The sequence below is a fragment of the Arthrobacter sp. TJ-266 genome (assembly GCF_058269115.1).
Map to the genome: position 1 here is coordinate 304,634 of NZ_JBZCNC010000001.1, position 23,201 is coordinate 327,834.

At 71.1% G+C, this 23,201-nt stretch carries 20 protein-coding genes; 8 read left to right on the forward strand and 12 right to left on the reverse strand.

Annotated features, from left to right (window positions below; translation table 11 throughout):
- Positions 1-14: 14 nt before the first annotated feature.
- The 3 genes from AC4D12_RS01645 to AC4D12_RS01655 all read right to left on the reverse strand — a co-directional run bounded on the left by AC4D12_RS01645 (position 15) and on the right by AC4D12_RS01655 (position 3,673).
- A complete protein-coding gene (locus AC4D12_RS01645) occupies positions 15-1,238 on the reverse strand; it encodes an MFS transporter (protein WP_490948041.1) in 1,224 nt (407 codons plus the stop codon).
- Positions 1,239-1,476: 238 nt separating this feature from the next.
- On the reverse strand, positions 1,477-2,355 hold the full coding sequence (gene trmB, locus AC4D12_RS01650; RefSeq protein WP_490948042.1) for a tRNA (guanosine(46)-N7)-methyltransferase TrmB: 879 nt from the start codon (positions 2,353-2,355) through the stop codon (positions 1,477-1,479).
- 49 nt (positions 2,356-2,404) lie between these two features.
- Positions 2,405-3,673 carry a M20 metallopeptidase family protein gene (locus AC4D12_RS01655; protein WP_490948043.1) on the reverse strand — a complete coding sequence of 423 codons (1,269 nt, stop codon included), beginning with the start codon at positions 3,671-3,673 and terminating at the stop codon, positions 2,405-2,407.
- A 437-nt stretch (positions 3,674-4,110) separates the two neighbouring features.
- On the opposite strand from AC4D12_RS01655, the gene AC4D12_RS01660 reads away from it, so the two are divergent.
- Positions 4,111-5,823, forward strand: a complete 1,713-nt coding sequence (locus tag AC4D12_RS01660; protein WP_490948044.1) for a DEAD/DEAH box helicase — start codon at positions 4,111-4,113, stop codon at positions 5,821-5,823.
- Between the two features lie 144 nt (positions 5,824-5,967).
- Positions 5,968-6,366: a YccF domain-containing protein gene (locus tag AC4D12_RS01665; protein WP_490948045.1), complete on the forward strand. Its 399-nt coding sequence runs from the start codon at positions 5,968-5,970 to the stop codon at positions 6,364-6,366.
- Here AC4D12_RS01665 and AC4D12_RS01670 read toward each other — a convergent pair.
- The 5 genes from AC4D12_RS01670 to AC4D12_RS01690 form a co-directional block, all read right to left on the reverse strand.
- The gene (locus AC4D12_RS01670; protein ID WP_490948046.1) at positions 6,353-6,820 is read right to left on the reverse strand and encodes a DUF7793 family protein; all 468 of its coding nucleotides are present in this window, start codon (positions 6,818-6,820) and stop codon (positions 6,353-6,355) included. The two genes, AC4D12_RS01665 and AC4D12_RS01670, sit on opposite strands and share 14 nt — an antisense overlap.
- 267 nt (positions 6,821-7,087) lie before the next feature.
- Positions 7,088-8,587, reverse strand: coding sequence for a flotillin family protein (locus AC4D12_RS01675; RefSeq protein WP_490948047.1), 1,500 nt, complete (start codon positions 8,585-8,587; stop codon positions 7,088-7,090).
- Positions 8,588-8,721: 134 nt separating this feature from the next.
- Complete coding sequence (locus AC4D12_RS01680; RefSeq protein WP_490948048.1) at positions 8,722-10,728, reverse strand: penicillin-binding transpeptidase domain-containing protein; 2,007 nt, start codon at positions 10,726-10,728, stop codon at positions 8,722-8,724.
- 60 nt (positions 10,729-10,788) lie between these two features.
- The gene (locus tag AC4D12_RS01685; protein ID WP_490948049.1) at positions 10,789-11,754 is read right to left on the reverse strand and encodes a hypothetical protein; all 966 of its coding nucleotides are present in this window, start codon (positions 11,752-11,754) and stop codon (positions 10,789-10,791) included.
- Positions 11,751-12,098, reverse strand: coding sequence for a DUF2834 domain-containing protein (locus AC4D12_RS01690; RefSeq protein ID WP_490948050.1), 348 nt, complete (start codon positions 12,096-12,098; stop codon positions 11,751-11,753). The genes AC4D12_RS01685 and AC4D12_RS01690 overlap by 4 nt, the downstream gene beginning before the upstream one ends.
- A gap of 91 nt (positions 12,099-12,189) precedes the next feature.
- Here AC4D12_RS01690 and AC4D12_RS01695 point away from each other — a divergent pair, with 91 nt between their 5' ends.
- Positions 12,190-12,876 carry a TetR/AcrR family transcriptional regulator gene (locus AC4D12_RS01695; protein ID WP_490948051.1) on the forward strand — a complete coding sequence of 229 codons (687 nt, stop codon included), beginning with the start codon at positions 12,190-12,192 and terminating at the stop codon, positions 12,874-12,876.
- A 127-nt stretch (positions 12,877-13,003) separates the two neighbouring features.
- Positions 13,004-15,628, forward strand: coding sequence for an ATP-dependent chaperone ClpB (clpB, locus tag AC4D12_RS01700; protein WP_490948052.1), 2,625 nt, complete (start codon positions 13,004-13,006; stop codon positions 15,626-15,628).
- Between the two features lie 87 nt (positions 15,629-15,715).
- Here the strand turns inward: clpB and AC4D12_RS01705 are convergent, their stop codons facing one another.
- Entirely contained in the window at positions 15,716-16,771 is a 1,056-nt protein-coding gene (locus tag AC4D12_RS01705) for a septum formation family protein (protein ID WP_490948053.1), read from the reverse strand.
- A gap of 312 nt (positions 16,772-17,083) precedes the next feature.
- On the opposite strand from AC4D12_RS01705, the gene AC4D12_RS01710 reads away from it, so the two are divergent.
- Positions 17,084-17,320 carry a DUF3073 domain-containing protein gene (locus AC4D12_RS01710; RefSeq protein ID WP_490948054.1) on the forward strand — a complete coding sequence of 79 codons (237 nt, stop codon included), beginning with the start codon at positions 17,084-17,086 and terminating at the stop codon, positions 17,318-17,320.
- 86 nt (positions 17,321-17,406) lie between these two features.
- Here the strand turns inward: AC4D12_RS01710 and AC4D12_RS01715 are convergent, their stop codons facing one another.
- Both AC4D12_RS01715 and AC4D12_RS01720 read right to left on the reverse strand, forming a co-directional pair.
- Positions 17,407-18,567, reverse strand: coding sequence for an ROK family transcriptional regulator (locus tag AC4D12_RS01715; RefSeq protein ID WP_490948055.1), 1,161 nt, complete (start codon positions 18,565-18,567; stop codon positions 17,407-17,409).
- Positions 18,568-18,643: 76 nt separating this feature from the next.
- Positions 18,644-19,699, reverse strand: a complete 1,056-nt coding sequence (locus AC4D12_RS01720; RefSeq protein WP_490948056.1) for a LacI family DNA-binding transcriptional regulator — start codon at positions 19,697-19,699, stop codon at positions 18,644-18,646.
- Between the two features lie 149 nt (positions 19,700-19,848).
- Between AC4D12_RS01720 and AC4D12_RS01725 the strand changes: the two genes are divergently transcribed.
- The 3 genes from AC4D12_RS01725 (at position 19,849) to AC4D12_RS01735 (ending at position 21,561) form a co-directional block, all read left to right on the forward strand.
- On the forward strand, positions 19,849-19,974 hold the full coding sequence (locus AC4D12_RS01725; RefSeq protein ID WP_490948057.1) for a hypothetical protein: 126 nt from the start codon (positions 19,849-19,851) through the stop codon (positions 19,972-19,974).
- Positions 19,965-20,657: a histidine phosphatase family protein gene (locus tag AC4D12_RS01730; RefSeq protein ID WP_490948058.1), complete on the forward strand. Its 693-nt coding sequence runs from the start codon at positions 19,965-19,967 to the stop codon at positions 20,655-20,657. The genes AC4D12_RS01725 and AC4D12_RS01730 overlap by 10 nt, the downstream gene beginning before the upstream one ends.
- A gap of 286 nt (positions 20,658-20,943) precedes the next feature.
- Entirely contained in the window at positions 20,944-21,561 is a 618-nt protein-coding gene (locus AC4D12_RS01735) for a hypothetical protein (protein ID WP_490948059.1), read from the forward strand.
- A 140-nt stretch (positions 21,562-21,701) separates the two neighbouring features.
- On the opposite strand, the gene AC4D12_RS01740 is transcribed toward AC4D12_RS01735, so the two are convergent.
- Positions 21,702-23,198: an FGGY family carbohydrate kinase gene (locus AC4D12_RS01740; RefSeq protein WP_490948060.1), complete on the reverse strand. Its 1,497-nt coding sequence runs from the start codon at positions 23,196-23,198 to the stop codon at positions 21,702-21,704.
- Positions 23,199-23,201 lie beyond the last annotated feature (3 nt).

Here is a 23,201-nt window from a genome sequence, read left to right on the forward strand (position 1 = left end):
GTGTCGCCGCGCTCTCAGGAGGGCTGCGTCGCCGCGCTGCCGGGCGCACTACGGAGGACGACGACGGCGATGAGCCCCGCGGTCACCGCCAGTGCACCGGTGAAGAGCACCACGCCCGACCAGCCCAGATGGCCGAAGAACAGGCCACCGACCCAGCCGAGCAGGCTGGAGCCCGCGTAGTAGGCCACGTTGTACAGGCCGGAGGCCTGCGCCCGGCCCTCCGAGGAGAGCGCCGGGGCCCACCCCGAGGAGACCGAGTGCGCCGCGAAGAACCCGCCGGTGAACACCACGAGCCCGAGCACCGCGAGCGGGACGGACGGCGAGAGCGTGACCAGCAGACCGACGAGCATGACGGGGATCGCGGCGACCAGGACCGCGAGGCGTCCGAAGCGGACACTCAGTCCGCCCGCCAGGCGTGAGGTGACGGTGCCGGAGAGGTAGGCGAGGAAGAGCAGACTCACGAGCGAGGCGGGGAGGAGGAACGGAGGCCCCTCGAGGTGGAAGCCCAGGTAGTTGTAGACCGCCACGAAGCCGCCCATGAGGAGGAACCCCTGCGCGTAGACCGCCAGCAGGCGGGGCGAGCGGAGGTTCACGCCGACGCGCGCGGCCAGCCCCGGCCCGGAGCCGCGCCGGGTGGGCCGGAAGCCGCGTGCGGCGGGCGCGAGGACCATGAACGCGACGGCGGCACCGGCGGCCATGATGCTGACGGCGAGGACACCGGCGCGCCAGCCGAACAGCTCTCCCACGGGACCGGCCACCAGGCGGCCGGCGAGCCCGCCGAGGGTGGTCCCCGCGATGTAGGTCCCGGCGGCGACGGCGGCGTGAAGCTTCTGCACCTCCTCGTACAGGTACACGAGCGCGGTCGCCGGGACACCGCCGAGGGCCACGCCCTCGAGGAACCGGACGGCGAGCAGCACCTCGAAGGAGGGAGCCGCCGCCGCGAGGAACCCCAGCACCACGGCCACGGTGATCGCCCACGTCATGGTCCGACGTCGTCCGGCGCGGTCCGCCACCGCCGACCAGGGGATGACCGCGACGGCGAGGCCCAGCGTGGCCGCGGAGACCGAAAGGGCGGCGTCCGCCGGCGAGACCTGCAGATCCGCCGCCACGCCCGTGAGCACACCCTGCAGGGAGTAGAGCTGAGCGAAGGTCGCGAGGCCCGCGAAGAGCAGGGCCAGGAGGATCCGCCGGTACGCGCGGGAGTCCTTCGGGTGTCCCTGCCAGGTGCCGTCGCTCATCGTCGCGCCGTCCGGGCACGCGCCCGTGCGTGCGCCGTCACGGGTTCCGCCGACTCCCCGGGTCGCGCTCCCGACCGGCAGCCCCCGGTGAGCGCCCGGCCCTCCGGATCGCGCTTCCCAGCGGGCTCCCGGCCCTCCTGACCGCGCTCCCCAGCGGGCGCCCGGCCCTCCTGACCGCGCTCCCCAGCGGGCTCCGAACTACTCTCCCGATGGCCCTCCCCACGGTCAGCTCGGTGCGTCAACGGCGCCGGTACGCGAGGTCGAAGACCATCCGACCGGCGGTGATCGCCTTGTTCTCGAAACTCGTCAGCGGCCGCCCCTCGAAGCGGGGCGCCCACCCGCCGACGTCGTCCACGCCCTCGTTGGCTCCCGTGTTCCCGGTGCTGACGGGGTCGCGGCCCTCACGGACCGGCGCGCCACCCACCACCGACTCCACGCCGCTCTCCCACACCTGGGTGAGCGGACTGTCGGCACCGCGGCGCTCGCCGTCGTGCAGGTTCTCGAAGTCCGGGCTGGCGTCGAGGACCGCTCGCATCTGGACGGCGTAGCTGGACCAGTCGGTGGCGAGCCGGAAGACGCCGCCGGGCTCGAGGACGCGGGCCGCGAGCTCCACGTAGTCCTGCTTGACGAGGCGGCGCTTGTGGTGCCGCGCCTTGTGCCAGGGGTCGGGGAAGAACGTCCACAGTTCGCCCACCGACGCCGCGGGGATCATCCCGGCGAAGGCCGCCGCGGCATCCACCTGCGCCGTCCTGACGTTCGTGAGGTCCTTCTGGCTGATCCTCAGCATGGTCTGCGCCAGCCCGGGCCGGTAGACCTCGAGGGCCAGGTGGTCGCGGTCGGGTCGCTGCTCGGCGGCGTGGGTGATGGCCTCGCCCAGGCCGGAGCCCACCTCGACGACGAGGGGCGCCGTCCTCCCGAAGGTCGCCGGAAGGTCGAGGACGAAGCCGGGGGCCACGGACGTGTCCGCGCTCTCCACCCGGGGGACGTCGATCAGGAAGGCCGCTGCCAGCTCGTCCCATGCTTCGCGTCGTCGGCCCTGCAATCGCGAGCCGCGCCGCACGAAGGAGACGGGCTGGGTTCGGTGCTGCTGCTCGGAGCTGGGGGCGTCGGATTCCATCGCCCCCAAGGGTACCGGCACCCGGGTCGAGGAGCGGTGCTCCCAGCCGCTAGCTCCGGGCGGCTCCCAGCTGGAGGCGCGAGATGGCGAGCTGCGCGTACAGGGCCGCGCCGTCGGCGAGGACGCTGTCGTCGAACACCGCGTAGGGCGAGTGGTTGTAGGGCGACGCGGCGAGATCGACGCCGGGTGTCACGGCCGAGAGGAACGCGAAGCTGCCGGGCACGGCCTCGAGGATGCGCGAGAAGTCCTCGGAGCCGCTCATCGGGTTCGGCATGGTCACGTACCGGTCCGGGCCGAGCAACTCGGCGACCTGCGCCTGCACGTGCGCCGTCTCGTCGTGGTCCGTGATGGTCAGCGGGTACTCGTGGACGTACTCCACCTCGGCCTCGAGACCGTGTGCCCGGGCGATGTGCTGCGCGAGGCGGGGTGCCGACTCCGCCATCCGCTCCCGGTTGGCCGCGCTGAACGTCCGGACGGTCGCCTCGATGCGCGCGGTCTCCGGGATGATGTTCCGCTTGGTTCCGGCCTTCAGCACACCGACGGACAGCACCACGGGATCGAACATGTTGAACTGCCGCGTGACCATGACCTGCAGTTGCGTGACGATCTCCGCGGCGACCGTCACGGGATCCTTCGCCGAGTGCGGTGACGAGCCGTGCCCGCCCATCCCGCGCACGGTGATCATGAGCCCGTCCGACGCCGACATCAGCGGTCCGCCACGGCTCGCGACGACGCCCGTGGGGATGAGGGAGGAGACCACGTGCAGCCCGTAGGCGGCGTCGGGTCGCCGCCCCGCGGCGTCGAGCACGCCCTCGCGGATCATGACGCCGGCGCCGTCGTACCCCTCCTCGCCCGGCTGGAACATCAGCACGACGTCGCCCGGTAGGTCGGCGCGGCGGTCGGCGAGGAGCCTCGCTGCGCCCGCCAGCATGGCGGTGTGGAGGTCGTGGCCGCAGGCGTGCATGGCGCCGTCGACCTCCGAGGTATAGGGCACCCCGGTGGTCTCCTGGACCGGCAGGGCGTCCATGTCACCCCGGAGCAGGACGAGGGGCGGGGCAGCGTTGCCGGTCTTCGCGCCGCCGTGCGGCGTCCCGGGGGAGGGCACGCCCGAGCCGCGGAGGACCGCCGTGACCGAGGTGGTGTCCGTGCCGAGGGTGATCTCGTACGGCAGGCCGTCGAGTGCCGCGAGGACCTTCTCCTGCGTGCGGGGGAGATCGAGGCCGATCTCCGGGTGGCGGTGCAGGCGGTGGCGGAGGTCCGTGATGTCACCCGCGAGGTCGCGGGCGTCGGCGAGCAGTGCAGCGGGGGAGAGCGTCACAGAATTCCTCCTGGCAGGCGGGTGCGGGCGTTCCTCCACCCTCGCAGATCCGACCTGCCGTGGCGAGGTCCCCGACCGGTGGCACCGCACCGGGTCCGACGTCGTCGTCCGGGCCGCGCCCAGCACGTGCGGGCCGTGCGACGGCTGGTCCTGGATCCGCTTGACCGAACAGAAGGGCCCGGACGTGCCGCGGCACACATCGGCCCGCCCTGATGCCGGGAACGGTGCAACCTGCTGGTAAAATAAAAGTACTTGCCTGCGCACGGCGGAGACCCTCCGCGTGACACACGCGCAGCCTGCGTCGATAGAACGCATTCTTTTGTCTCGCATGAAGCTCCCAGGATCGTGAGCGCGGTGGACACTGTCTGATTTTTCTTCGGCGAACCCCTGCTCCAACCGGCGCCGGGGAAGATGAGAAGAAAGCTCGTGTACTTCACATGACTACTTTTGCTGCCCTCGGTGTGCCCAAGGCGCTGGTCGAGAACCTCGCCGCGCAGGGCATCACCGAACCGTTCCCCATCCAGGTCAAGTCCCTCCCGGATTCCCTGGCCGGGCGCGACGTCCTCGGCCGCGGCCGCACCGGCTCGGGCAAGACCCTCGCCTTCGCGCTGCCGATGGTGGCCCGCCTCGCCGAGCAGGAAGCGGCGTACCGCCGCAAGCCCGGGCGTCCGCTGGCCCTCGTCCTCGCGCCGACCCGCGAGCTCGCCACCCAGATCAACGCCACCGTCGAGCCGCTCGCGCAGCAGCTCGGCCTGAACACCACCGTGATCTACGGCGGTGTGTCCCAGCAGCGCCAGGAGAAGGCGCTCCGGGCCGGCGTGGACATCGTCATCGCCTGCCCGGGCCGCCTCGAGGACCTGATGCGCCAGAGGCTCATCAGCCTCGAGTCCGTGGAGATCACCATCCTCGACGAGGCGGACCACATGGCGGACCTCGGCTTCCTGCCCGTGGTCAAGAAGCTCCTCGACACCACACCCAAGGAGGGCCAGCGGCTGCTGTTCTCGGCCACGCTGGACAACGGGGTGGACAAGGTGGTCAACCGCTACATGTCCAACCCGGTGACCCACTCCGTCGACGACCCCCAGGCCGCCGTCACCACCATGGAGCACCACGTGCTCCTCATCGGCGACCAGACCCAGAAGAAGCAGCTGATCGTCCAGCTGGCCTCCGGCACCGGCCGCCGCCTGCTCTTCATGCGCACCAAGCACCATGCGCGGAAGCTCGCGAAGACCCTGACGGACGCCGGCATCCCCGCCGTCGACCTCCACGGCAACCTGTCGCAGAACGCCCGCGACCGCAACCTGGCCGAGTTCTCCTCGGGCGACGTCCGCGTCCTCGTGGCCACCGACGTCGCAGCCCGCGGCGTGCACGTGGACGACGTCGAGCTCGTGGTGCACGTGGACCCGCCCACGGAGCACAAGGCCTACCTGCACCGCTCGGGCCGCACGGCGCGCGCCGGTTCCTCGGGAACGGTGGTCACGATCACCCTGCCCGAGCAGAAGTCCGAGGTCCAGAAGCTCATGAAGGCGGCCGGCGTCGACGTCGCGTTCGAGAACGTGAAGGCCACCTCGCCCCTCGTGCAGTCGCTCATCGGCGATGTCGCGGACAGGATCGACCCGCGTACCCGTGCTGCTCTGCTCGCTGCGCGTGAGTCCTCCCGCGAGACCCCCCGGGGTGACGGGACCTCGACGGGTGCGAACGCCGAGCGCAAGCGCGCCCGTCGTGGCACCGCCGCTCCGTCGGCCGGCGGTCGAGGCGGTCGAGGCGGCCGTGGCCGCGTGAGCGCCGAGCCGCAGGCTCAGGGCAACCGCGCCGAGCGCCGCAAGGACCAGCCGCAGGCACCGCGTTTCGGGTCCGACGGCGGAGGGTCCGCGGCGTCGGGCACCCGCCGTCGTTCGGAGGAGCCGCGCACGGCATCGGAGACGTCGACGCGCAGCAGGCGTCCCGCCTCCGGGCAGCGCGTGGGCGACGCCGTCCGCTGGTCCAGCACGTCCGCGCCCGCCGCGGGCGGTCAGCGCAGCCCGTCGGCCCCTGCCGCGGGAGGCCAGCGGAACCACGCCCCGTCGGCGCCCCGCACCGAGGGCGCCCGCCGTGCCGGTGGCTCCCGCCGGGCCAGCGCTCCCGCGTCGAACGATCGCCGCACCCGCTAGTCACGCAGGACCATGACAGGACCCCCGAGCGCACCGCGCCCGGGGGTCCTGTCATGTCTGCAGGTCATCCCGATCCGGTGACCTGAGGGATAGCCCGGAGAACATGCCTCGGTGTTCCTGCCGAGGGTGCGGGACAATGGATGCATGAACGCACTCCTGAACGTCATCTGGCTCCTCTTCGGAGGCATCTGGCTCGCCCTCGGCTACTTCGCGGCGGGCATCATCTGCTGCCTGCTGATCGTGACCATCCCGTTCGGCATCGCCTCGTTCCGGATCGGCGTCTACGCCCTCTGGCCCTTCGGGCAGATGGTCGTGCACCGCGGGGGGACCACCGGAGCGCTGCCCGCCATCGGCAACGTCATCTGGCTCCTCGTGGCCGGGATCTGGATCGCCATCGGCCACGTGCTCACGGCCATCCCGATGTTCGTGAGCATCATCGGGATCCCCCTCGGCATCGCGAACCTCAAGCTCATCCCCGTCTCGCTGGCACCGCTGGGCAAGGTGATCGTGCCCTCGACCACCTATCTGCCTACCTACCGCTGAACCTGTCCGTCCGTCGGCGGAACCCTCCGGCGGAAGCTCGCTCGGCGAGGGCGGACGGAGTCGGCGTGCGCTGAGGCCGGGATTCGTCGGGCGATCGCAACCAGCGCAGGGCCGCGTGCTCGTCGTCGAAGTGACGCACCTCGAAGGGCGGGGCGTACAGCTCGTTGTAGAGGTCGAGGAGCAGTCCGTCGATCAGCGACCGGCCCGTCACGGCCATCCGTGAGACCCAGCCCGGCTGGGCGAAGGACTTCAGTGCGGCGCGGCAGATCGAGGTCATACCCGCCGGTCGGACCAGCAGGGGCCGCGGACCGTCCGTGCCGAGGGTCCGCATGTACCCGATGATGTCCGCGGCGTCCTGCTCGGTGAAGCGGATGGAAGGCTGCCACTGGACCACCACGATGTCGGGCTCGACGTGATGGGGTGTGAAGCGCGTGGGCCCTTGCGCGTGGTGCATGAGTACCTCCCCGTGGAGCGGGCGCCCGAGGCGCGCCGCCCGATTGTGGTGCAGGGCTCCGTGAGACCTCCGGAACCCTCCACGACCGCTCGAGACCGTCAACTGCCGTCGTGTAGAACCCTGTATAGCACTTCGCCGCTGTGCGTTTCTGCGCGCCACCTGCCCGGCGGCGCCCCGCGCAGCAAGGAGGAGCCGCGACGGCGTCCGTCGCGGCTCCTCCACCACCCGTGCTGGGCTGCGCGGCGTGAGCTCGCGCGTGCCGGGAGTCTACTCGGGTCCACCCACCACGGTTGAGCCTCCGCTGGACCCCGCACTGGAGCCCGTGCCCGGCTTGTCGGCGTTCTTCAGCAGGTCACCGAGCAGCCCGATGATGTCGAGACCCGTGGTGTCCTTGACCATCTGCGTGGTCTGCTGCACACCGTTCGTCACGTTCCTGCTCAGCTGGCTCGCACCGTCCGTGGAGACCACCGTCATGGTGTCGATGGCGGACATCGGTGCCGCTATCTCCCGCGCCATGGACGGCAGGACCTCGAGGACCTTCGACAGGATGGCGGCCTGGTTGAACTGCTTGTAGGCCTCGGCCTGCGCGGCGATACCGGCGGCCTCCGCCTTACCGCGTGCTTCGGTGGACTGCGCCTCCGCATCACCTCGTGACGCGATGACAGCTGCCTCCGCGCGGCCCTTGGCCTCGTTGATGGCTGCCTCGGCGTTACCGCGGGCGGTGTTCGCGGCGGCGTCGGCCTCGGCCGACACCCTGTCACCCTCCGCGCTCAGCTTCCGCTTCGCGAGGTCCACGCGGGCTTCGATCTCCGTGGCCTCCGAGGCGCGGCGACGCTCCTCGAGTTTCGCGTCGGCCTGCTGGATGAGCCGGTACTTCTCGGCGTCGGCCGGCTTGCGGACCTCGGTGTCGAGCTCGCGCTCGCGCAGTTCGGCACGGCGGAGGGCCACCTGCTGTTCGCGGATGATCACCTGCTCGTTCTGCTCGGCCTGCGCCAGCGGCCCTGCGGCGTCCGCACGCGCCTGGCGTGCGTCCGCTGCTTCCTTGAGCTCGGCCCGGCGGATGGTCAGCTGCTGCTGCGCGAGGGCCACCTGCTCGTCGGAGATGGCGCGAGCCTGCTCGGACTCCTGGACCGAGCGGGCCTCGGCGATCTTCGCGTTGCGCTCGGCGGACGCCGCCTCGGGGCGCCCCAGGTTCTTCAGGTAGCCGGAGTCGTCATCCACGGACTGGATCTGGAAGGTGTCGATCTCCAGGCCCTGGTTGTGCATGGAGTGCTCGGCCTCCTCCTTCACGCTCTTCGCGAAGGTGGCGCGGTCCCGGATGATCGACTCGACGGTCAGGGTGCCCACGATGGAACGTAGCGAGCCCGAGAGCGTCTCCTGCGTGTAGTGGTCGATGGCGTCCTGCTGGTTGAGGAAGCGCTGCGCGGCCTTGCGCACCGAATCGGCGTCGCCACCCACCTTCACCTGGGCCACGCCCGTGAGGTGCAGCTTGATGCCGTTCAGCGAGATGCCCTCGATGCGCAGGGACACCTGGCGCGACGCCAGGGAGAGCGGGTACGCCCGCTGGGAGAACGGGTTGATGAAGACGCGGCCGAAGACGACGCGCTGGCTGTCGACGTCGGGCTGCCCCTTGTTGTCCTTCGACGAGATGATGAGCGCCTGGTCCGGACTGGCGATGTGGAGTGCCATCTTGGCGAGGATCGCCAGGACGATCAGGAGGATGACGACGACGACGATGACGCCTATGGTGATTGCTGCAGTGGTCACTGAGACCCTTTCACGGTGAACTGCGGAATTAGGTCAGTGGGCCGTGCGGCCCGCTCGGACATCAACCTATGCGATGCATTGCGCTTCTCTGACCCCCATGTCGTGAAAGTGGACAAACCGTTATGCGCCCTCGGTCAGGACGCCGCACCTGCCAGGAACGCCTGCATGAGCGGGCCGCCCGAGGTGGACCCGAGCTCGCCCTCCTCGACGAACACGGCCACCGCGAGGTCGCCCTGGATCGCCACGACCCACGCGTGGGTCCGCGGCGGCGTCTCGCTGCCGAACTCGGCGGTACCGGTCTTCGCGAGGACGGGCTCCCCGGGCACGTCCTGCAGGAGCTGGGCGCCGCCCTGGCTGACGACGGCGGACATCAGGGTGCGGAGGGTCGCGGCCTCGGCGGCGGAGAACGCGCTCGGCGGGGCGTCGGTGGCCGGATCCTCGGCGGCGTCGCCCGGTGAGGCGGCATCGTCCGGTGAGGTGGCATCGTCCGTGGGAGCCGCCGTCTCCGCGGCACTCTCCGAGCCGGGATCGAGGTCCGTCGACTCCCCGGCGGCGAGCAGCGTGGGGGTCACCCGCGCCCCGGCCCCGACGCTCGCCGCCATGGTGGCGAGCGAGAGGGGCGAGACGAGGACCTCGCCCTGGCCGATCATCGCGGCGGCCTGCGCCGTACCCTCTGCTTCCGTGGGCACGGCTCCGAAGAACGCGGGGGTGCCGATGGCCGCCTCGACGCCGATCCCCAGGTCAGCGGCCGCGCTCGCCAGCTCGGCCTGCGTGATGTCGCCGCGCGTGCTGATGAAGCCCGTGTTGCAGGACTGCGCGAAGGTCTCGAGGAGCGGGATGGTGCCGAGGAACTGCGCGGGGTAGGTGCTGGCGTTGTTGAACGTGCGGCCGTCCACGGTCACCTCCTCCGTGCACTCGGTCGGCGTCTCGGGCGTGAAGCCCTTGCGCAGGAGCGCGAGGCTCGTGGCGACCTTGAAGGTGGAACCGGGCGGGTACTGGCCGAGGAGGGCCGTCTGCAGCCCCTCGCTGCCCGGTCCGTTGGCGGCGGCGAGGATCTCGCCGGTGCTCGGCCGGATGGCGACGATCGACGACGCCGAGGGCTCGTCCGCGAGTACGTCCTCACCGAGGGACTGGAGGCGGGGATCGAGGGTGGTGGCGAGATCCGTGCCGTCCACGGCGGGCTTGCCGAACAGGCGCTGCGTGGGGGTGGCGGGATCATCCACCGCGACGGCGTTGACCTCGAGCCCGGGGGTGCCGGTGAGCTGGGCGTTGTGCTGCAGCTGGAGCCCGCCGAGCCCCGTCACGTCCCCGGCCCGGATGGCCCCGCCGGACTGCTCCACGAGCTCCTCCGTGGCTTCGCCGACGCTCCCGAGCAGCTCCCGCGCGAACGTGCGGGTGGGCGCGAGTTCCAGCGTGTCCGCCTGGCGGAGGGCACCGGGGACGGCGTCGATCTGCGCGTCCGTCACGGTGCGGCCGGCGTCGTCGCGCAGCACGAGGGCGACGACGAACGCCTCGGCACCCGCGGCCGTCACCTGTTCCTCGTAGCCGGCCGGGTCGAGCTCGAGGAGTGTTGCGAGAGCGCGTGCCGACGCCGTCCACTGCGCCTCGGGGACGAGGGTCTTGTCGATGCCCACACGGATCACCGGGCGCTGCGTGACGATCACCTCGCCGTTCGCGCCGGTGATGTCACCCCGGTCTCCGGGCACGCTCGCGAGGGTCAGCTTCTCGTCCGGCAGGAGGTTCGGGACGAAGACGTCCGGCTCCCACGCCGCCTGCCAGTTGTCCTCGACGCGCGTGAGGTCCGCCGTCGTGCTGTAGGTCCAGTCCTGGTCCGTGTCGTCGAGGTCCCACACGTAGTCCAGGGTCGCCGTCGCGCTGTCCTCACCCGTCTCCTCCACGCCGCGCACGGTGACGGCCGGCGCTTCCGGGCCGAAACCGTCCGTGATCGTGGCGAGGTCGGCGGTCACGGCGGCCGGATCGGTCCCCGCGAAGGCCGACTGCCCCACATCGAGCTGCGCGAGGCCTTCGGCGAGCGTCCTGGCGGCGTCCTCGGCGGTCGGCCGGTCGTCGGTGCAGGCCGTGAGGCCGAGGGTCAGGGCGGCGATGATCAGGACGGTCGTGGCGCGGCGGAGGTTCCCCATGGGGTCATTATGGCTGAGCCCGAACGCCCGGGAGCGGACCCGCGGTGCGTCACGCGTGGCTCAGCGCACAAGGGCCCCCACCGACGGCGGGGCTGGAGCGCCGGGCGTGCGGTCACCCCGCAGCGCGAGACCGAGGGCGATCACCGCCGGCAGGAGGACGAGCATGGCACCCATCCCGAGGGTCAGGGCGTCCGGCGCGACGACGGACAGGCCGCGCTGCGCCTGCACGAACAGGGTGAGCATGAGGCCGAGATAGGCGACCGCGGCCACCGCGACGATCCGACGGATGCGGTGCTCCGAGAGGTTCAGCACGCCGCGGCCGACCAGCCAGGTGAGGGCGAGCGCGATGAGCGGCAGGGCCTGCAGGGCGTGGAGCCCGACGAAGTGGGCCACCCGGCTGTCCCCGAAGTCGGTGGACCACCCGAGCAGGGGCAGGCCGGGACCGCCGTCGGAGGAGCCGACCGTGTGGCCGCCGGTCACCGGGCCCATTCCCGTCTGGCCGGGCCGGGGACCGGTCATGACGTAGCCGCTGAGCGCTCCGACGGTCATGAGGGGCACGGCCAGCTGCACCGCCAGCCCGAGGCCGCCGTCCAGCCGTCTCCGCGCGAGCACAACGCCGACGATGATCACGCACAGCGAGAAGACTCCGATGCCCGCACCCATCACGGCCCAGAGGGTCGTATCGAGCGGCGTCGCGGTGTTGAAGTGCGAGGCTCTGCCGCGTGCGGCCTGGAGGACGAGGACGCCGAGTTCCACGATCAGTGCCCAGCCGAGCACCTCGAGCACCGCCCGGGTGAACCGGCCGCGCTCGATCCGCCCGTAGATCCACAGCATCACGGGTGCGAACGCGACGAAGGACAGGGCGAACTTGAGCGGTTTGTTCCAGACGGGAGCCCCCGCGACCTGCGTGGGGTCGGCCACGGCGAGGACGGCCGAGATCGGGAGGACGACGACGGCGCACGCGAGTAGGAGCATGAGCGCCGGGCTCACCCGCCACCCGGCGCGCAGGACCGCCGCGGTGGTCACGACGGCACCCGCTCGGCGCGCGCGGGGGCGCCGCCGTCGACGGTCCGCATCAGGTGGTGTTCCCGCCAGGCCAGGAACAGCGGGAAGGTGAACGCGATGGCGATGACGAAGCTGAGGGGGACGAGGAGCCAGACCGCCCGGGACATACCGAGGCGCCTGCCCTCGAGGATCATGAACATGCAGGCGACGAAGGCGACCACGATCACATCCACGGCGGCGGAGGTCGACGCGGCACTCGCGAACCAGCCGGCGAGATAGTCCTCCTGCGCGGCCATGGATCGAAGGTTGAAGGTCCAGGTGCCGACGCCGCCGACGACGGCCAGGAGCAGATAGAGCACGCGCATCGGAGAACTCCTCGCAAGGGTGAACACTGTTCACCGATAGTAGGGTGAACAGTGTTCACAGCACAAGACCCGAGATTCGGAGGCACATCCCGTGGTCACGACGCCCCTGACCATCGACGCGATCGTCGCGACGAGCCGTTCCCTCCTGGTCGAGGGAGGTCCGGATGCGGTGGTGGTCCGCGAGGTGGCCCGGCGTCTCGGGGTCACGGCTGGCGCCCTGTACCGGTACGTACGAGGGCGGGACGATCTGCTCACCCTGCTCATCACGGCCTGCACCCATGAGGTGACCGCCGCGTGCGAGGACGCGTTGCGCGCCTGCCGGCCCGACGACGTCGAGGGCCGCATCCTGGCCGCCACCCTGGCGTTCCGCGCCTGGGCTCTCGAGCACCGGCCCGAGTTCGGTCTCGTGTACGGGACGCCGCTGATCGGTTATGCGGCTCCCGCAGGTGGACCGACCGTGGAGGCGGGTCAGCGCTTCGGTGCCCTGTTCGGATCGCTCTTCGTCGAGGCGCGGGCCGCCGGACGGCTTCGTGCGGTCGACGACGAGAGCCTCGCGCCGGGAGTCCGGGCGTCGCTCGTGGCGACGGCGTCACGGCTCGGGCTGCCCATGCGGGCGGGGGAGGTTCAGCCCTTCATCGTCGGGTGGCACCGCATGCTGGGGGTGGTCTCCGTGGAGGTGGCCGGTCACCTCCGCTGGGTCTTCGGCGAGGACGCCTCGGCCTTCGCGCACCAGCAGATCGACGAGCTGCTCGCCGACCTGCTGGTACCCGCGCCCTGAGCCGTACCCGCGGAGCGTCGGACCGCGGCGATGCAAGGGGAATATCCGCTGCCCGTGAAAAGTTGAGTCGAGTACACTCAATGTGATTGTCACGCACCCCCCCCGCACCTCCAGAAAGGAACCGCGCGTGGATACCAACTTCACCACCAAGAGCCGGGAGGTGCTGTCGGCCGCGGCCATGAACGCCTCCACGGCGGGCAACGCCCAGATCGACGCACCGCACTTCCTCAAGGCCCTCATGGACCAGCGCGAAGGCATCGCCGTCGCGCTCCTCAAGGCCGCCGGCGCCGATCCGGACTCGGTCAGCGTCCAGGCGAGTTCCGCCATCAAGGCCCTACCGTCGTCGTCGGGCTCGTCCGTCGCCCAGCCGCAGTTCTCCCGCGGCGCGCTGCAGGTCGTCAATGCCGCCCAGCAGGAGGCGGAGACGCTCGGCGACCAGTTCGTCTCGACCGAGCACCTGCTCCTCGCCCTCGCGGCCGATGGCGGGACCGCGGGCTCCATCCTCCGCGGCGTGGGGCTCACGCGGGAGGCTCTCGCCTCGGCGCTGCCCGGGGTGCGCGGCGACCGCCGCGTGACCACCCCCGATCCTGAGAACACCTTCCAGGCCCTCGAGAAGTTCGGCGTGGACCTCACCGAGGTGGCCCGCAGCGGCAAGCTCGATCCCGTGATCGGGCGCGACGCCGAGATCCGCCGGGTCGTCCAGGTGCTCAGCCGACGCACCAAGAACAACCCCGTGCTCATCGGCGAGCCAGGTGTCGGCAAGACCGCCGTCGTCGAGGGGCTCGCCCAGCGCATGGTGGCCGGCGACGTCCCGGAGTCCCTGCGCGGCAAGACGCTCATCAGCCTGGACCTCGGTTCGATGATCGCCGGCGCGAAGTACCGCGGCGAGTTCGAGGAGCGGCTGAAGGCCGTCCTCGAGGAGATCAAGGGTTCCAACGGCCAGGTGGTCACGTTCATCGACGAGCTCCACACCGTGGTCGGAGCGGGTGCCTCCGAGGGGTCCATGGACGCCGGCAACATGCTCAAGCCCATGCTCGCCCGCGGCGAGCTCCGGCTCATCGGCGCCACCACGCTGGACGAGTACCGCGAGCGGGTGGAGAAGGACCCGGCGCTCGAGCGCCGCTTCCAGCAGGTGTACGTCGGGGAGCCGACGGTGCCCGACACCATCGGGATCCTGCGCGGGCTGAAGCAGCGGTACGAGGCGCACCACAAGGTCTCGATCGCGGATTCCGCTCTCGTCGCGGCGGCCACGCTGTCCAACCGGTACATCCCGGGCCGGCAGCTCCCCGACAAGGCGATCGACCTCGTGGACGAGGCGGCCTCGCGCCTCCGCATGGAGATCGACTCCGCCCCCGTGGAGATCGACGAACTGCGCCGGTCCCTGGAACGCATGCACATGGAGGAGATGGCGCTGTCCCGCGAGAAGGACGAGGCGTCCGTCGAACGGCTCCAGGCACTGCGCGCCGAGATGGCCGACCGCCAGGAGGACCTCGACGGACTCAACGCCCGGTGGGAGGCCGAGAAGGCGGGCCTGAACCGCGTGGGTGACCTGAAGGCCTCGCTGGACGACCTGCGCTCCCACGCCGACCGCGCACAGCGCGAGGGCGATCTCGAGACGGCGTCGCGCATCCTCTACGGCGAGATCCCGCAGGTGGAGCGCGAGCTCAGCGAGGCGCAGGCCGCCGAGGAGCAGAGTGTCAACGCACCCGAGCTCATGGTCGCGGAGGAGGTCACGGCGAACGACATCGCGGAGGTCATCTCCGCATGGACGGGCATCCCGGCCGGCCGCATGCTGCAGGGGGAGAGCGAGAAGCTCCTGGCCATGGAGGACGTCGTCGGGGCACGCCTGATCGGGCAGAAGAAGGCGGTCGCCGCCGTGTCCGATGCGGTTCGTCGTGCACGGGCGGGTGTGTCCGACCCGAACAGGCCCACCGGCTCCTTCCTGTTCCTCGGCCCCACCGGTGTGGGCAAGACGGAACTCGCCAAGGCGCTCGCGGACTTCCTGTTCGACGACGAGCGCGCCATGATCCGCATCGACATGTCCGAGTACTCCGAGAAGCACTCGGTGGCCCGCCTGGTGGGTGCTCCTCCGGGCTACGTGGGTTACGAGGAGGGCGGCCAGCTCACCGAGGCCGTGCGGCGGCGCCCCTACAGCGTGGTGCTGCTCGACGAGGTGGAGAAGGCGCACCCCGAGGTGTTCGACCTCCTGCTGCAGGTGCTCGACGACGGCCGGCTCACGGACGGGCAGGGCCGCACCGTGGACTTCCGGAACGTGATCCTCGTGCTCACCTCCAACCTCGGTTCGCAGTTCCTCGTGGACCCGTCCCTCGACGACGCCGCCAAACGCTCCGCCGTGATGTCCGCGGTCAACGCGAACTTCCGGCCGGAGTTCCTCAACCGGCTCGACGACGTCGTCATCTTCGACCCGCTGGGCCTCGACGAGCTCTCGCGCATCGTCGACCTGCAGGTCAAGGCCCTCGGCGACCGACTGCAGGACCGCCGCCTGGAACTCGACGTCAGTGCCGCTGCCAGCGAGTGGCTGGCGCTCACCGGCTTCGATCCGGCGTACGGCGCCCGGCCGCTGCGCCGGCTCGTGCAGCGCGAGATCGGGGATCGCCTGGCACGGGGGATCCTCGCCGGTGACATCGTGGACGGCGACACCGTGGTGGTCGACCGGCAGGAGCCCGACGCCGATGCGATCGGCGTCCCGGGAGCCGGCGAGGGCGGGCTCTCGGTACACGCCGCACGCTAGCCGCACGGAGAAGGGGGAGGGGCCATCGGTCCCTCCCCCTTCTGCGTCCCCTTCAGAACCGTGGACACCCCGGACCCCCCTGACGGGTCAGGGGAGCAGCATGCTCCGATCCAGTGTCGCGCCGTTCTCGAGGACGGCGAAGCAGTCGACGCGCCGATCGCCGTCGGCCCACGTGCCCTCGGTCGGTGTGGCGCGGAGGAGTGTCACCTCGAGGTCCTCCGTGACGACGTCGGGGTCGATCGACTCCGAGGCCTCGGAGCACTCCGCCTCGGCCCGGGCGGCGAGTTGCTCGCGGCCCGGGAACGCGTCGTCCTCGCCGTAGCTCTCGCTGGCGAGGAGCTGGGCGTTGTGCGGTTCGGAGCAGTCGACGAGCCGGGCGTCCTCGGTGATGACGGTGAAGCCCGCGAGGCACTCGCCGGTCGCGAGCGAGGACGGGTCCACGAGGTCCTCGTCCTCCGAGCTGCCGAAGAGCGAGACCAGGAGCCAGGTGAGCAGTGCCAGCACGACGACGGCGGCCGCGAGCGCGAGCAGCAGCGGGCGGGTCCGCTTCCGTTGCGTGCGGTCGCGCCTGTACTGCGCGTCGGCGCCGGGCGCTGTAGGAGTCCAGCCTGGACGCGACCCGTCGGTAGCGGTCGCGAGGCTCGTCACGCCGGCTGCGGCTCCTGCGGTGCCGGCGGCGCCATCGGTGCTCGTCGGGCCGCCACCCTCCGCACCGAGGTGATCGGTGTCGTCGAGGGCATCACGATCCGGCTGACCTCCCTCGACCGGATCCGGGCCGCCAACGTGGCCGGGGTCGACGCTCGGGCTCAGGCCCGGGTACGGGCCCGGATCGCCGAGCCCGGGCTCTCCGCCCTCGGGCTCGAATGCGTAGGGGCCGCCCACGGGTTCGGCGTCCGTGCTGTCGGCGACCTCGCCGGCGGGGCCGGTGTCGTCGTCGTGCGCGCCAGTGGTGTCCGCCGCGACGTCGGGGGTCTCGGCGGTGTCTGCTTCGTCGTCGTGCGCGCTCCCGGAGATCGGGGCGCGGTCATCGGCGACGCCGTCCTCGGCCATGGTGACGGGGTGTGACCCGTGCTCGGGTGACGAAGCCGGTTCGGGCGCGATGTCGGGCTCGGGTCCCGTGGGAACGTGCTCCTCGTGCTTCATGGTGAGCCGCTGTCTCCTCGTTGCTCGTGGTTCCCGATGCCGCGCGCCGGCCGCCCGCGATGTGCCCTCGACTCTATCCACATTCGGGCCGGAGCACGGGTGTGGGCCGTGCGGGGGCGGACCGACGCCTCCGGTTCACCCACTCCACCGGATCGGCTGTCCGACGGCCTTGGGCGCCGACGCTCGGATGCCGCTCCGAGCATGTAACCTATACTTACGACGAATTAACCAAATACTCCGGGGCCTCGCTGCAGCCTTGGGCCTCGTGCCCCAGTGACCACCCTCGGATCGACGCACAAAGGGGGTCACGCCATGGGGCGCGGCCGTCAAAAGGCAAAAGCTACCAAGCAGGCCAGGGACATGAAGTACTTCAGCCCAGCCACCGATTACACCGCCCTGCAGCGAGAGCTCACAGGACCGGATGGTCGAGCGTCGAATCGACGCACCGAGATACCGGAGCCGGTCGAACCGGACTACTCCGAGTACGCGGACAAGTACGGCGACGAGCTGGACGACGACGGCGAGAGCGATTCGCGCCGTACCGGCTGAGCTGTCTATAGCGTCATACGAGAACCCATCAGCATGAGCTGGTGGGTTCTTGCTTTTGCGAGACGGGCGGGCAGGTACCGGGTGTCTCAGGAGGGTGAGGCCAGGAGGGACTGGAAAGCCAGCTCCGCGGCTCCGACGAGGAGCAGTTCCGACCCGAGCGCTGCACGGCGGACCTCCACGTCACCGGCGAGCGCACCGGCGTTCACGGCGTCGCTCAGCTGGTGTTCGCGTGAGCTCGCGAGAACCCCGAGGAATCCACCGAGCACGATCAGCCGCGGGTCGAAGATGTTGGTGACGTCGACGAGGGCCGCGGTCAGGAGCTCGAGCTGGCGGTCCACCTCCGCGTCCACCGCAGGATCCGGAGTGCCGGCGAGGACCTGCTCCAGCGCCTCGATCCCGCCGGCGTCGATCCCCGCTGCTCCGAGCAGCCGTTCCAGCCGTACCTCGGCGTCGAGACACCCCGACCGGCCGCAGTGGCACGGGGCACCACCGGGCCGCACGGACGTGTGGCCGAGTTCGCCGCCGTAGCCGCGGCTCCCCACGAGATGCGCGCCGCCCGTGATGACCCCGCCGCCGATACCGCTCGCGCTGCCGTTGAGGTAGAGGGCGTCGTCCACCCCGAGGGCCGCACCGAAGATGCTCTCGGCGAGCAATCCGAGGAAGGCGTCGTTCGCCACCACGACCGGCAGACCCAGGGCTTCGCTGAACGGGGTGGTGAGATCGGCGTCCTGCCAGCCGAGGTGAGGGGCCAGCAGCACGCGGCCGGTCCGGGCGGTCACCAGGCCGGGGACGGCGATCCCGACACCGATGACGCGGTCCAGGCGTGACAGGTCGGGTTCGAGTTCCTGCAGGAGCTCGCGCGCGAGCTCCACGACCTCGGCGACCGTGGGGATGCCCGGTGTCTCGCGGCGGATCCGCCGGTGCACGTGGCCGCCAAGGCCGACGAGCCCTACGGTCAGCGCGTCGATGTCGGGGTTGACGGCGACGACCGCGATGCCTGGGTTGACGCGGACGATCGGGCTGGGGCGGCCCACCCGCCCGTCGATGGCGGGTTCCACCTCCTGCACCAGGTTCTTCTCGGTGAGGGCCTGCACGAGGGACCCGACGGTGGACCGGTTGAAGCCGCTGCGTCGGGTCAGTTCTGCCCGCGAGAGGGGGCCGCTCCGGTGCACCAGCGTCAGGATCTGCGACAGGCTCTGCGCGCGGAGTCCTTCGGGCCCGTTCAGGGCGCGGGCGGCTGGCTGCACGGGTCGGCGCCTCCTTCGTCCTGCAGGAGCGCGGTGGGCACCTGGCACATCCCATCCTAGTGAGGGTGGGTGTTCCTCAGGCTCGCTGGCCGATCACGCCGTCGGGCGCGAGGGCGCCGGCGGGCGCCGCGGTGCTCTGCCTGACCACGAGGCTCGTGGCGAGGTCCAGCCGGAGGTTGTTGGGGCGCTCACCGCTGCGCAGCCGCAGGACCATGCGGGTTGCCTCCTCCGCCATCTGCAGCAGCGGCTGGTGCACCGTGGTCAGCGCAGGGCTGGACCACTGGGCGAATTGCAGGTCGTCGTACCCGACGATCGACAGTTCCTCCGGGACCCGCAGGCCGATCTGGCGGGCGGCGTCGAGCACGCCCAGCGCCTGGAGGTCGCTGCCCGCGAAGATCGCCGTGGGCGGGTTCTTCCCGCGGAGCAGCGAGAACGCGTGGTCGCGGCCGCCGTCCACGTGGAAGTTGCCGTAGCGGACGAACCCGGGCTCGATCGCCAGGGCGGCCATATTCATGGCCGACCTGTAGCCGTCGATCCTCGCGAGGGAGCACATGATGTCCTCGGGGCCGCTGATCGCGGCGATCCGCGTGTGGCCGAGGTCGATGAGGTGGCGCGTGGCCATCATGCCGCCGGACCAGTTGGCGGACCCTACCGACGGCACGTCCGGTGACGGGTCACCGGCGGGATCGATGATGACGAACGGGATGGAGCGTGATGCCAGCTTTCTCCGGTAGTGCTCCGGAAGGTCCGAGAACACCAGGACCACGCCGGCCGGCCGGCGGGCCATGACACCTTCGATCCACTCCGGCCCGGGCGCGTGGCGCGTGCCCGACTCCGTCAGTACGACGCTCATGCCGTGCTCACGCGCCACGTTCTCGACACCCCGGATGATCTCGAGGGCCCAGGCGCTCTCCAGCTCGTGGAACACGAGTTCCACGAGGTAGGAGCGCATTGCGGACATGGTGCGGCGCTGGTAGCCGTGCTCCTCCAGGAGCTCCTCGACTTTCGAACGGGTTGTCGCCGACACGTCGGAGCGGCCGTTCAACACCTTGGAGATCGTGGAGAGGGAGATACCGGCCGCTGTTGACAACTGGGCGAGGGTGACGCGCGGTTCCCCCGCCGGCAAAGACATCCCCACAGCCTATACCCGGCCTTCGGCGCGCAGGTGGAACCTTTCGACGGCTCCGGGCCCGACCCGGTGGCCGACGGCGCCGGTGAACAGCCGGCGAATCCTCGCGGCCGTGGTGGCGCGCGGTCAGGGCTGCGTGGTTGTCTGGGGGCGTGACCTCCCACGACGACACCACGCACGTGCCCGACGACGCCCATCTGCGTCAGGACGTCAACGTGCCCGAGCAGGCACTGGCTGAGAACGACGAACCGGCACTCCAGCTGGGCCCGTGCGCCTGATCCTCGTCCGTCATGGACAGACCCCGAGCAACGTGGCAGGTGCCCTCGACACGGCGGCTCCCGGAGCGCCGCTCACCGCCCTCGGCGAAGCGCAGGCCGCAGCTCTTCCCGCGGCCCTGGCAGGTGAGCCGATTGCCGGCATCTACGCCTCGGCCCTGACCCGTGCCCGGCTTACCGCAGCGCCCCTCGGTCTCGCACGGGCCCTGCCGGTACAGGTGCTTCCCGGGCTCGAGGAGATCTCGGCGGGGGAGTTGGAGATGCGTGCCGACGAGACCGCGCGGCAGGACTACGCGGCCTGCCTGATCGGCTGGATGCACGGCGATCTCCGGCGGACGCTGCCGGGCGGTGCTGACGGGCGGAGCTTCCTCGACCGCTTCGACGCAGCGGTGGGGCGCATCGCCGGATCCCACGGCGAGGACGAGATCGTCGTCGTCGTCTCCCACGGGGCGGCGATCCGCGTCGTGACTGCCGTGTGGACCGGGATGGACGGCGACCGGGCCACCCGGCTCGACATCAGGAACACGGGCGCGGCCTTCCTCGACGGCTCGCGCGCCGCTGGGTGGCGCCTGGAACGGTGGCACCCCGAGCCGCTCGGCGGCGCCGGGCTGGCTGATCCCTCCGCCGTCGACGTCACCGGTGAGAGTGCCCGCGACGCCGCGGAGGAGACGCCGGAGAAGGACTGACGGATCATCCGCGTCGTCGGTGGTGGAACCGGCCGTGTCATGAGCCGTGACGCCCCCGGCTGTCCGAACGATCCCCGCTCATTCCCTGAGGGTGAGCCCGCCTCGCGCCCCTCCTCCTCCCATGACACGACAGCGCGGGACAGAAAAAACGTTGCACGGGGGGCAACATAAGTCGCTTGCGCTCGGCATGCGTGATCCGTCACGGTAGTAAGCAGACTGATCATCTCCTCCGATCCGGCATCGCGAGGGGTTCGATCTTCCCTACTCATCAAGGAGCACGAGCATCATGGCAACAGAGAACACATCGGGCGCGAGCACCCCGAAGAGCCGGCGCAATGACGTCGTCGCCGCGGAGAAGGAGCAGTTCGGCGGCATCAAGTTCGGGTCGGCTTTCTTCGGCTGGCTGACGGCGATCGGGCTGACCGTCATCCTCAGTGCGCTGGCAACGGCCATCGGCGTGGGGGTCGGGGCCGCGAACTCGAGCAGCGCGACCGAGGCCGCCGACCAGGCGCAGCAGAACGCGCAGACCATCGGGATCGTGAGCGGGATCGTCCTGGCCGTGATCCTCTTCCTGGCCTACTACTGCGGCGGGTACGTCGCGGGCCGCATGGCCCGGTTCGACGGCGCCAAGCAGGGCCTGGCCGTCTGGCTCTGGGGCATCATCATCGCCATCGTCCTCGCGATCCTCGCGGCCGTGGCCGGTGACCAGTTCAACGTCCTCTCGCGCCTCAACGGTGCGCCGAGCATCCCCGTGGACGGCAGCGCCCTCACCGCGAGCGGCCTGATCGCCCTCGCCATCGCCGTCCTGATCCCGCTGATCGCGGCGATCCTCGGCGGCAAGGCCGGTATGAGCTTCCACCGCAAGGTGGACCAGGTGGGCATCAATCACCAGTCCGGCATCTGATCGGCACCTGATCGGCACCTGACCGGCGCGCCGGCCGGAACGCAGCCGGAACTCAGCCGGAACAGGAAAGGCACCGCTCCCGAGGGGCGGTGCCTTTCCTGTGCGTCCGTGGTCCGGTGACGGAGGTCGGGGGCCAGAACTCAGAAGTTGACTGAGCCGACCGCCGCCCGGTACTGCTCACGGATGACCGGCCGGTGATCGACGGCGCGGCCCTCCAGGGTCTCGACGCTCCACCGCGGCCTCGCCCCGGACAGGGCCCACGCGGCCTGGACGGCTCCGCCCCGTGCCACGTACTCGCCCGGAGCCGGGATGCGCACGGGCAGGTCGAACACCTGTGCCGCGACGTCCTGCACCGCGGTGTTCTGCGCCGCACCACCGATCAGCAGCAGGTGCCGCGGTGTCACGCCCGCCGCGCGGACGGCGTCGAGCGCATCCGCCAGACCGCAGAGCATGCCTTCGATCGCCGCGCGGGCGAGGTTCTCCCGCGTGCCGGAGGCGATGCTCAGGTTGTGGATGCTGGCCTTCGCGGTCGGCAGGTTGGGTGTGCGTTCCCCTTCGAAGTAGGGCACGAGCACCACGCCGCCGGACCCCGGCTCCGCATCGCGCGCCAGCTCGGCGAAGCCGTCGTAGTCCACGCCGAGCATCCCCGCCACGGAGGAGAGCACCCTCGCCGCATTGAGCGTCGCGACGAGGGGCAGGAAGAGACCGCTCGCGTCGGCGAAGCCCGCCACCGTCCCGGACGCGTCGGCCACGGCATCCGCCGCGACGGCGAACACCGTCCCGCTGGTACCGAGGGACACGACGACGTCGCCCTCCTCGGCGCCGAGTCCCAGGGCGGCGCCGGCGTTGTCACCCATACCTGCACCGAGGACGATCCTGCGGTCCGAGGCGAGGAAGGACGTGTGCACCGTGCCGGCCACGGCGTCCGCCGCGAGGACGCGGGGGAGGATGACCGATGCGGGGTCCGCCTCCTGTCCCGGCCCGTCCGCTCCCCGGGCCTCCCGGGCGGGGCGTCCGAGCATGCGCCCGAACAGGTCGAGGTCGTAGGACCCCGTGGCGGGGTTCCAGTAGGAGGTCCCGCTCGCATCCGAGCGGTCCGTGACCAGCTCCTCGAGGACCGGACCGAGCGGCGCGTCGCCCTCGGGGCCGAAACCTCGCAGGCGCCACGTCAGCCAGTCGTGCGGAAGCGCCACGGCCGCGATCCCCGGCACGATCTCCGGTTCGGCATCCCGCACCCACCGCACCTTGGTGCCGGTGAAGGAGGCCACCGGCGACGAGCCGGTCCGCGCCACGAGCTCGTCGACACCGAGCTCGGAGATGAGGTCGCGGGCGGCACCCGAGGAACGGGTGTCGTTCCAGAGCAGGGCGTCCCGGAGCACCCGGCCGTCACGGGCCAGCAGCACCATGCCGTGCTGCTGGCCCGCGATCGCGAGGGCGTCGACGTCGTCCCCCAGTCCGTCCGCGGAGGAGAGCGCCGCGAGCAGCGCCTCCCACCACGCCGCCGGGTCCACCTCGGTGCCCTCCGGGTGGGAGGCGCGGGCCGTCCTCTCCTCAGCGCCGGTCCGGCTGTCGAGCACGACGACCTTGCAGCTCTGCGTCGACGAGTCGACGCCGGTCACCAGCCCGGAGCCGCGCATGGG

What these genes read in the sequence shown, in the direction of transcription:
- AC4D12_RS01670 (WP_490948046.1), bottom strand. Translation starts at nt 6,820, where the DNA reads ATGCACCACGCGCAAGGGCCCACGCGCTTCACACCCCATCACGTCGAG.
- AC4D12_RS01710 (WP_490948054.1), top strand. Translation starts at nt 17,084, where the DNA reads ATGGGGCGCGGCCGTCAAAAGGCAAAAGCTACCAAGCAGGCCAGGGAC.
- AC4D12_RS01740 (WP_490948060.1), bottom strand. Translation starts at nt 23,198, where the DNA reads ATGCGCGGCTCCGGGCTGGTGACCGGCGTCGACTCGTCGACGCAGAGC.
- AC4D12_RS01720 (WP_490948056.1), bottom strand. Translation starts at nt 19,699, where the DNA reads ATGTCTTTGCCGGCGGGGGAACCGCGCGTCACCCTCGCCCAGTTGTCA.
- AC4D12_RS01680 (WP_490948048.1), bottom strand. Translation starts at nt 10,728, where the DNA reads ATGGGGAACCTCCGCCGCGCCACGACCGTCCTGATCATCGCCGCCCTG.
- AC4D12_RS01645 (WP_490948041.1), bottom strand. Translation starts at nt 1,238, where the DNA reads ATGAGCGACGGCACCTGGCAGGGACACCCGAAGGACTCCCGCGCGTAC.
- AC4D12_RS01690 (WP_490948050.1), bottom strand. Translation starts at nt 12,098, where the DNA reads ATGCGCGTGCTCTATCTGCTCCTGGCCGTCGTCGGCGGCGTCGGCACC.
- AC4D12_RS01705 (WP_490948053.1), bottom strand. Translation starts at nt 16,771, where the DNA reads ATGAAGCACGAGGAGCACGTTCCCACGGGACCCGAGCCCGACATCGCG.
- AC4D12_RS01660 (WP_490948044.1), top strand. Translation starts at nt 4,111, where the DNA reads ATGACTACTTTTGCTGCCCTCGGTGTGCCCAAGGCGCTGGTCGAGAAC.
- AC4D12_RS01665 (WP_490948045.1), top strand. Translation starts at nt 5,968, where the DNA reads ATGAACGCACTCCTGAACGTCATCTGGCTCCTCTTCGGAGGCATCTGG.
- AC4D12_RS01735 (WP_490948059.1), top strand. Translation starts at nt 20,944, where the DNA reads ATGGCAACAGAGAACACATCGGGCGCGAGCACCCCGAAGAGCCGGCGC.
- trmB (WP_490948042.1), bottom strand. Translation starts at nt 2,355, where the DNA reads ATGGAATCCGACGCCCCCAGCTCCGAGCAGCAGCACCGAACCCAGCCC.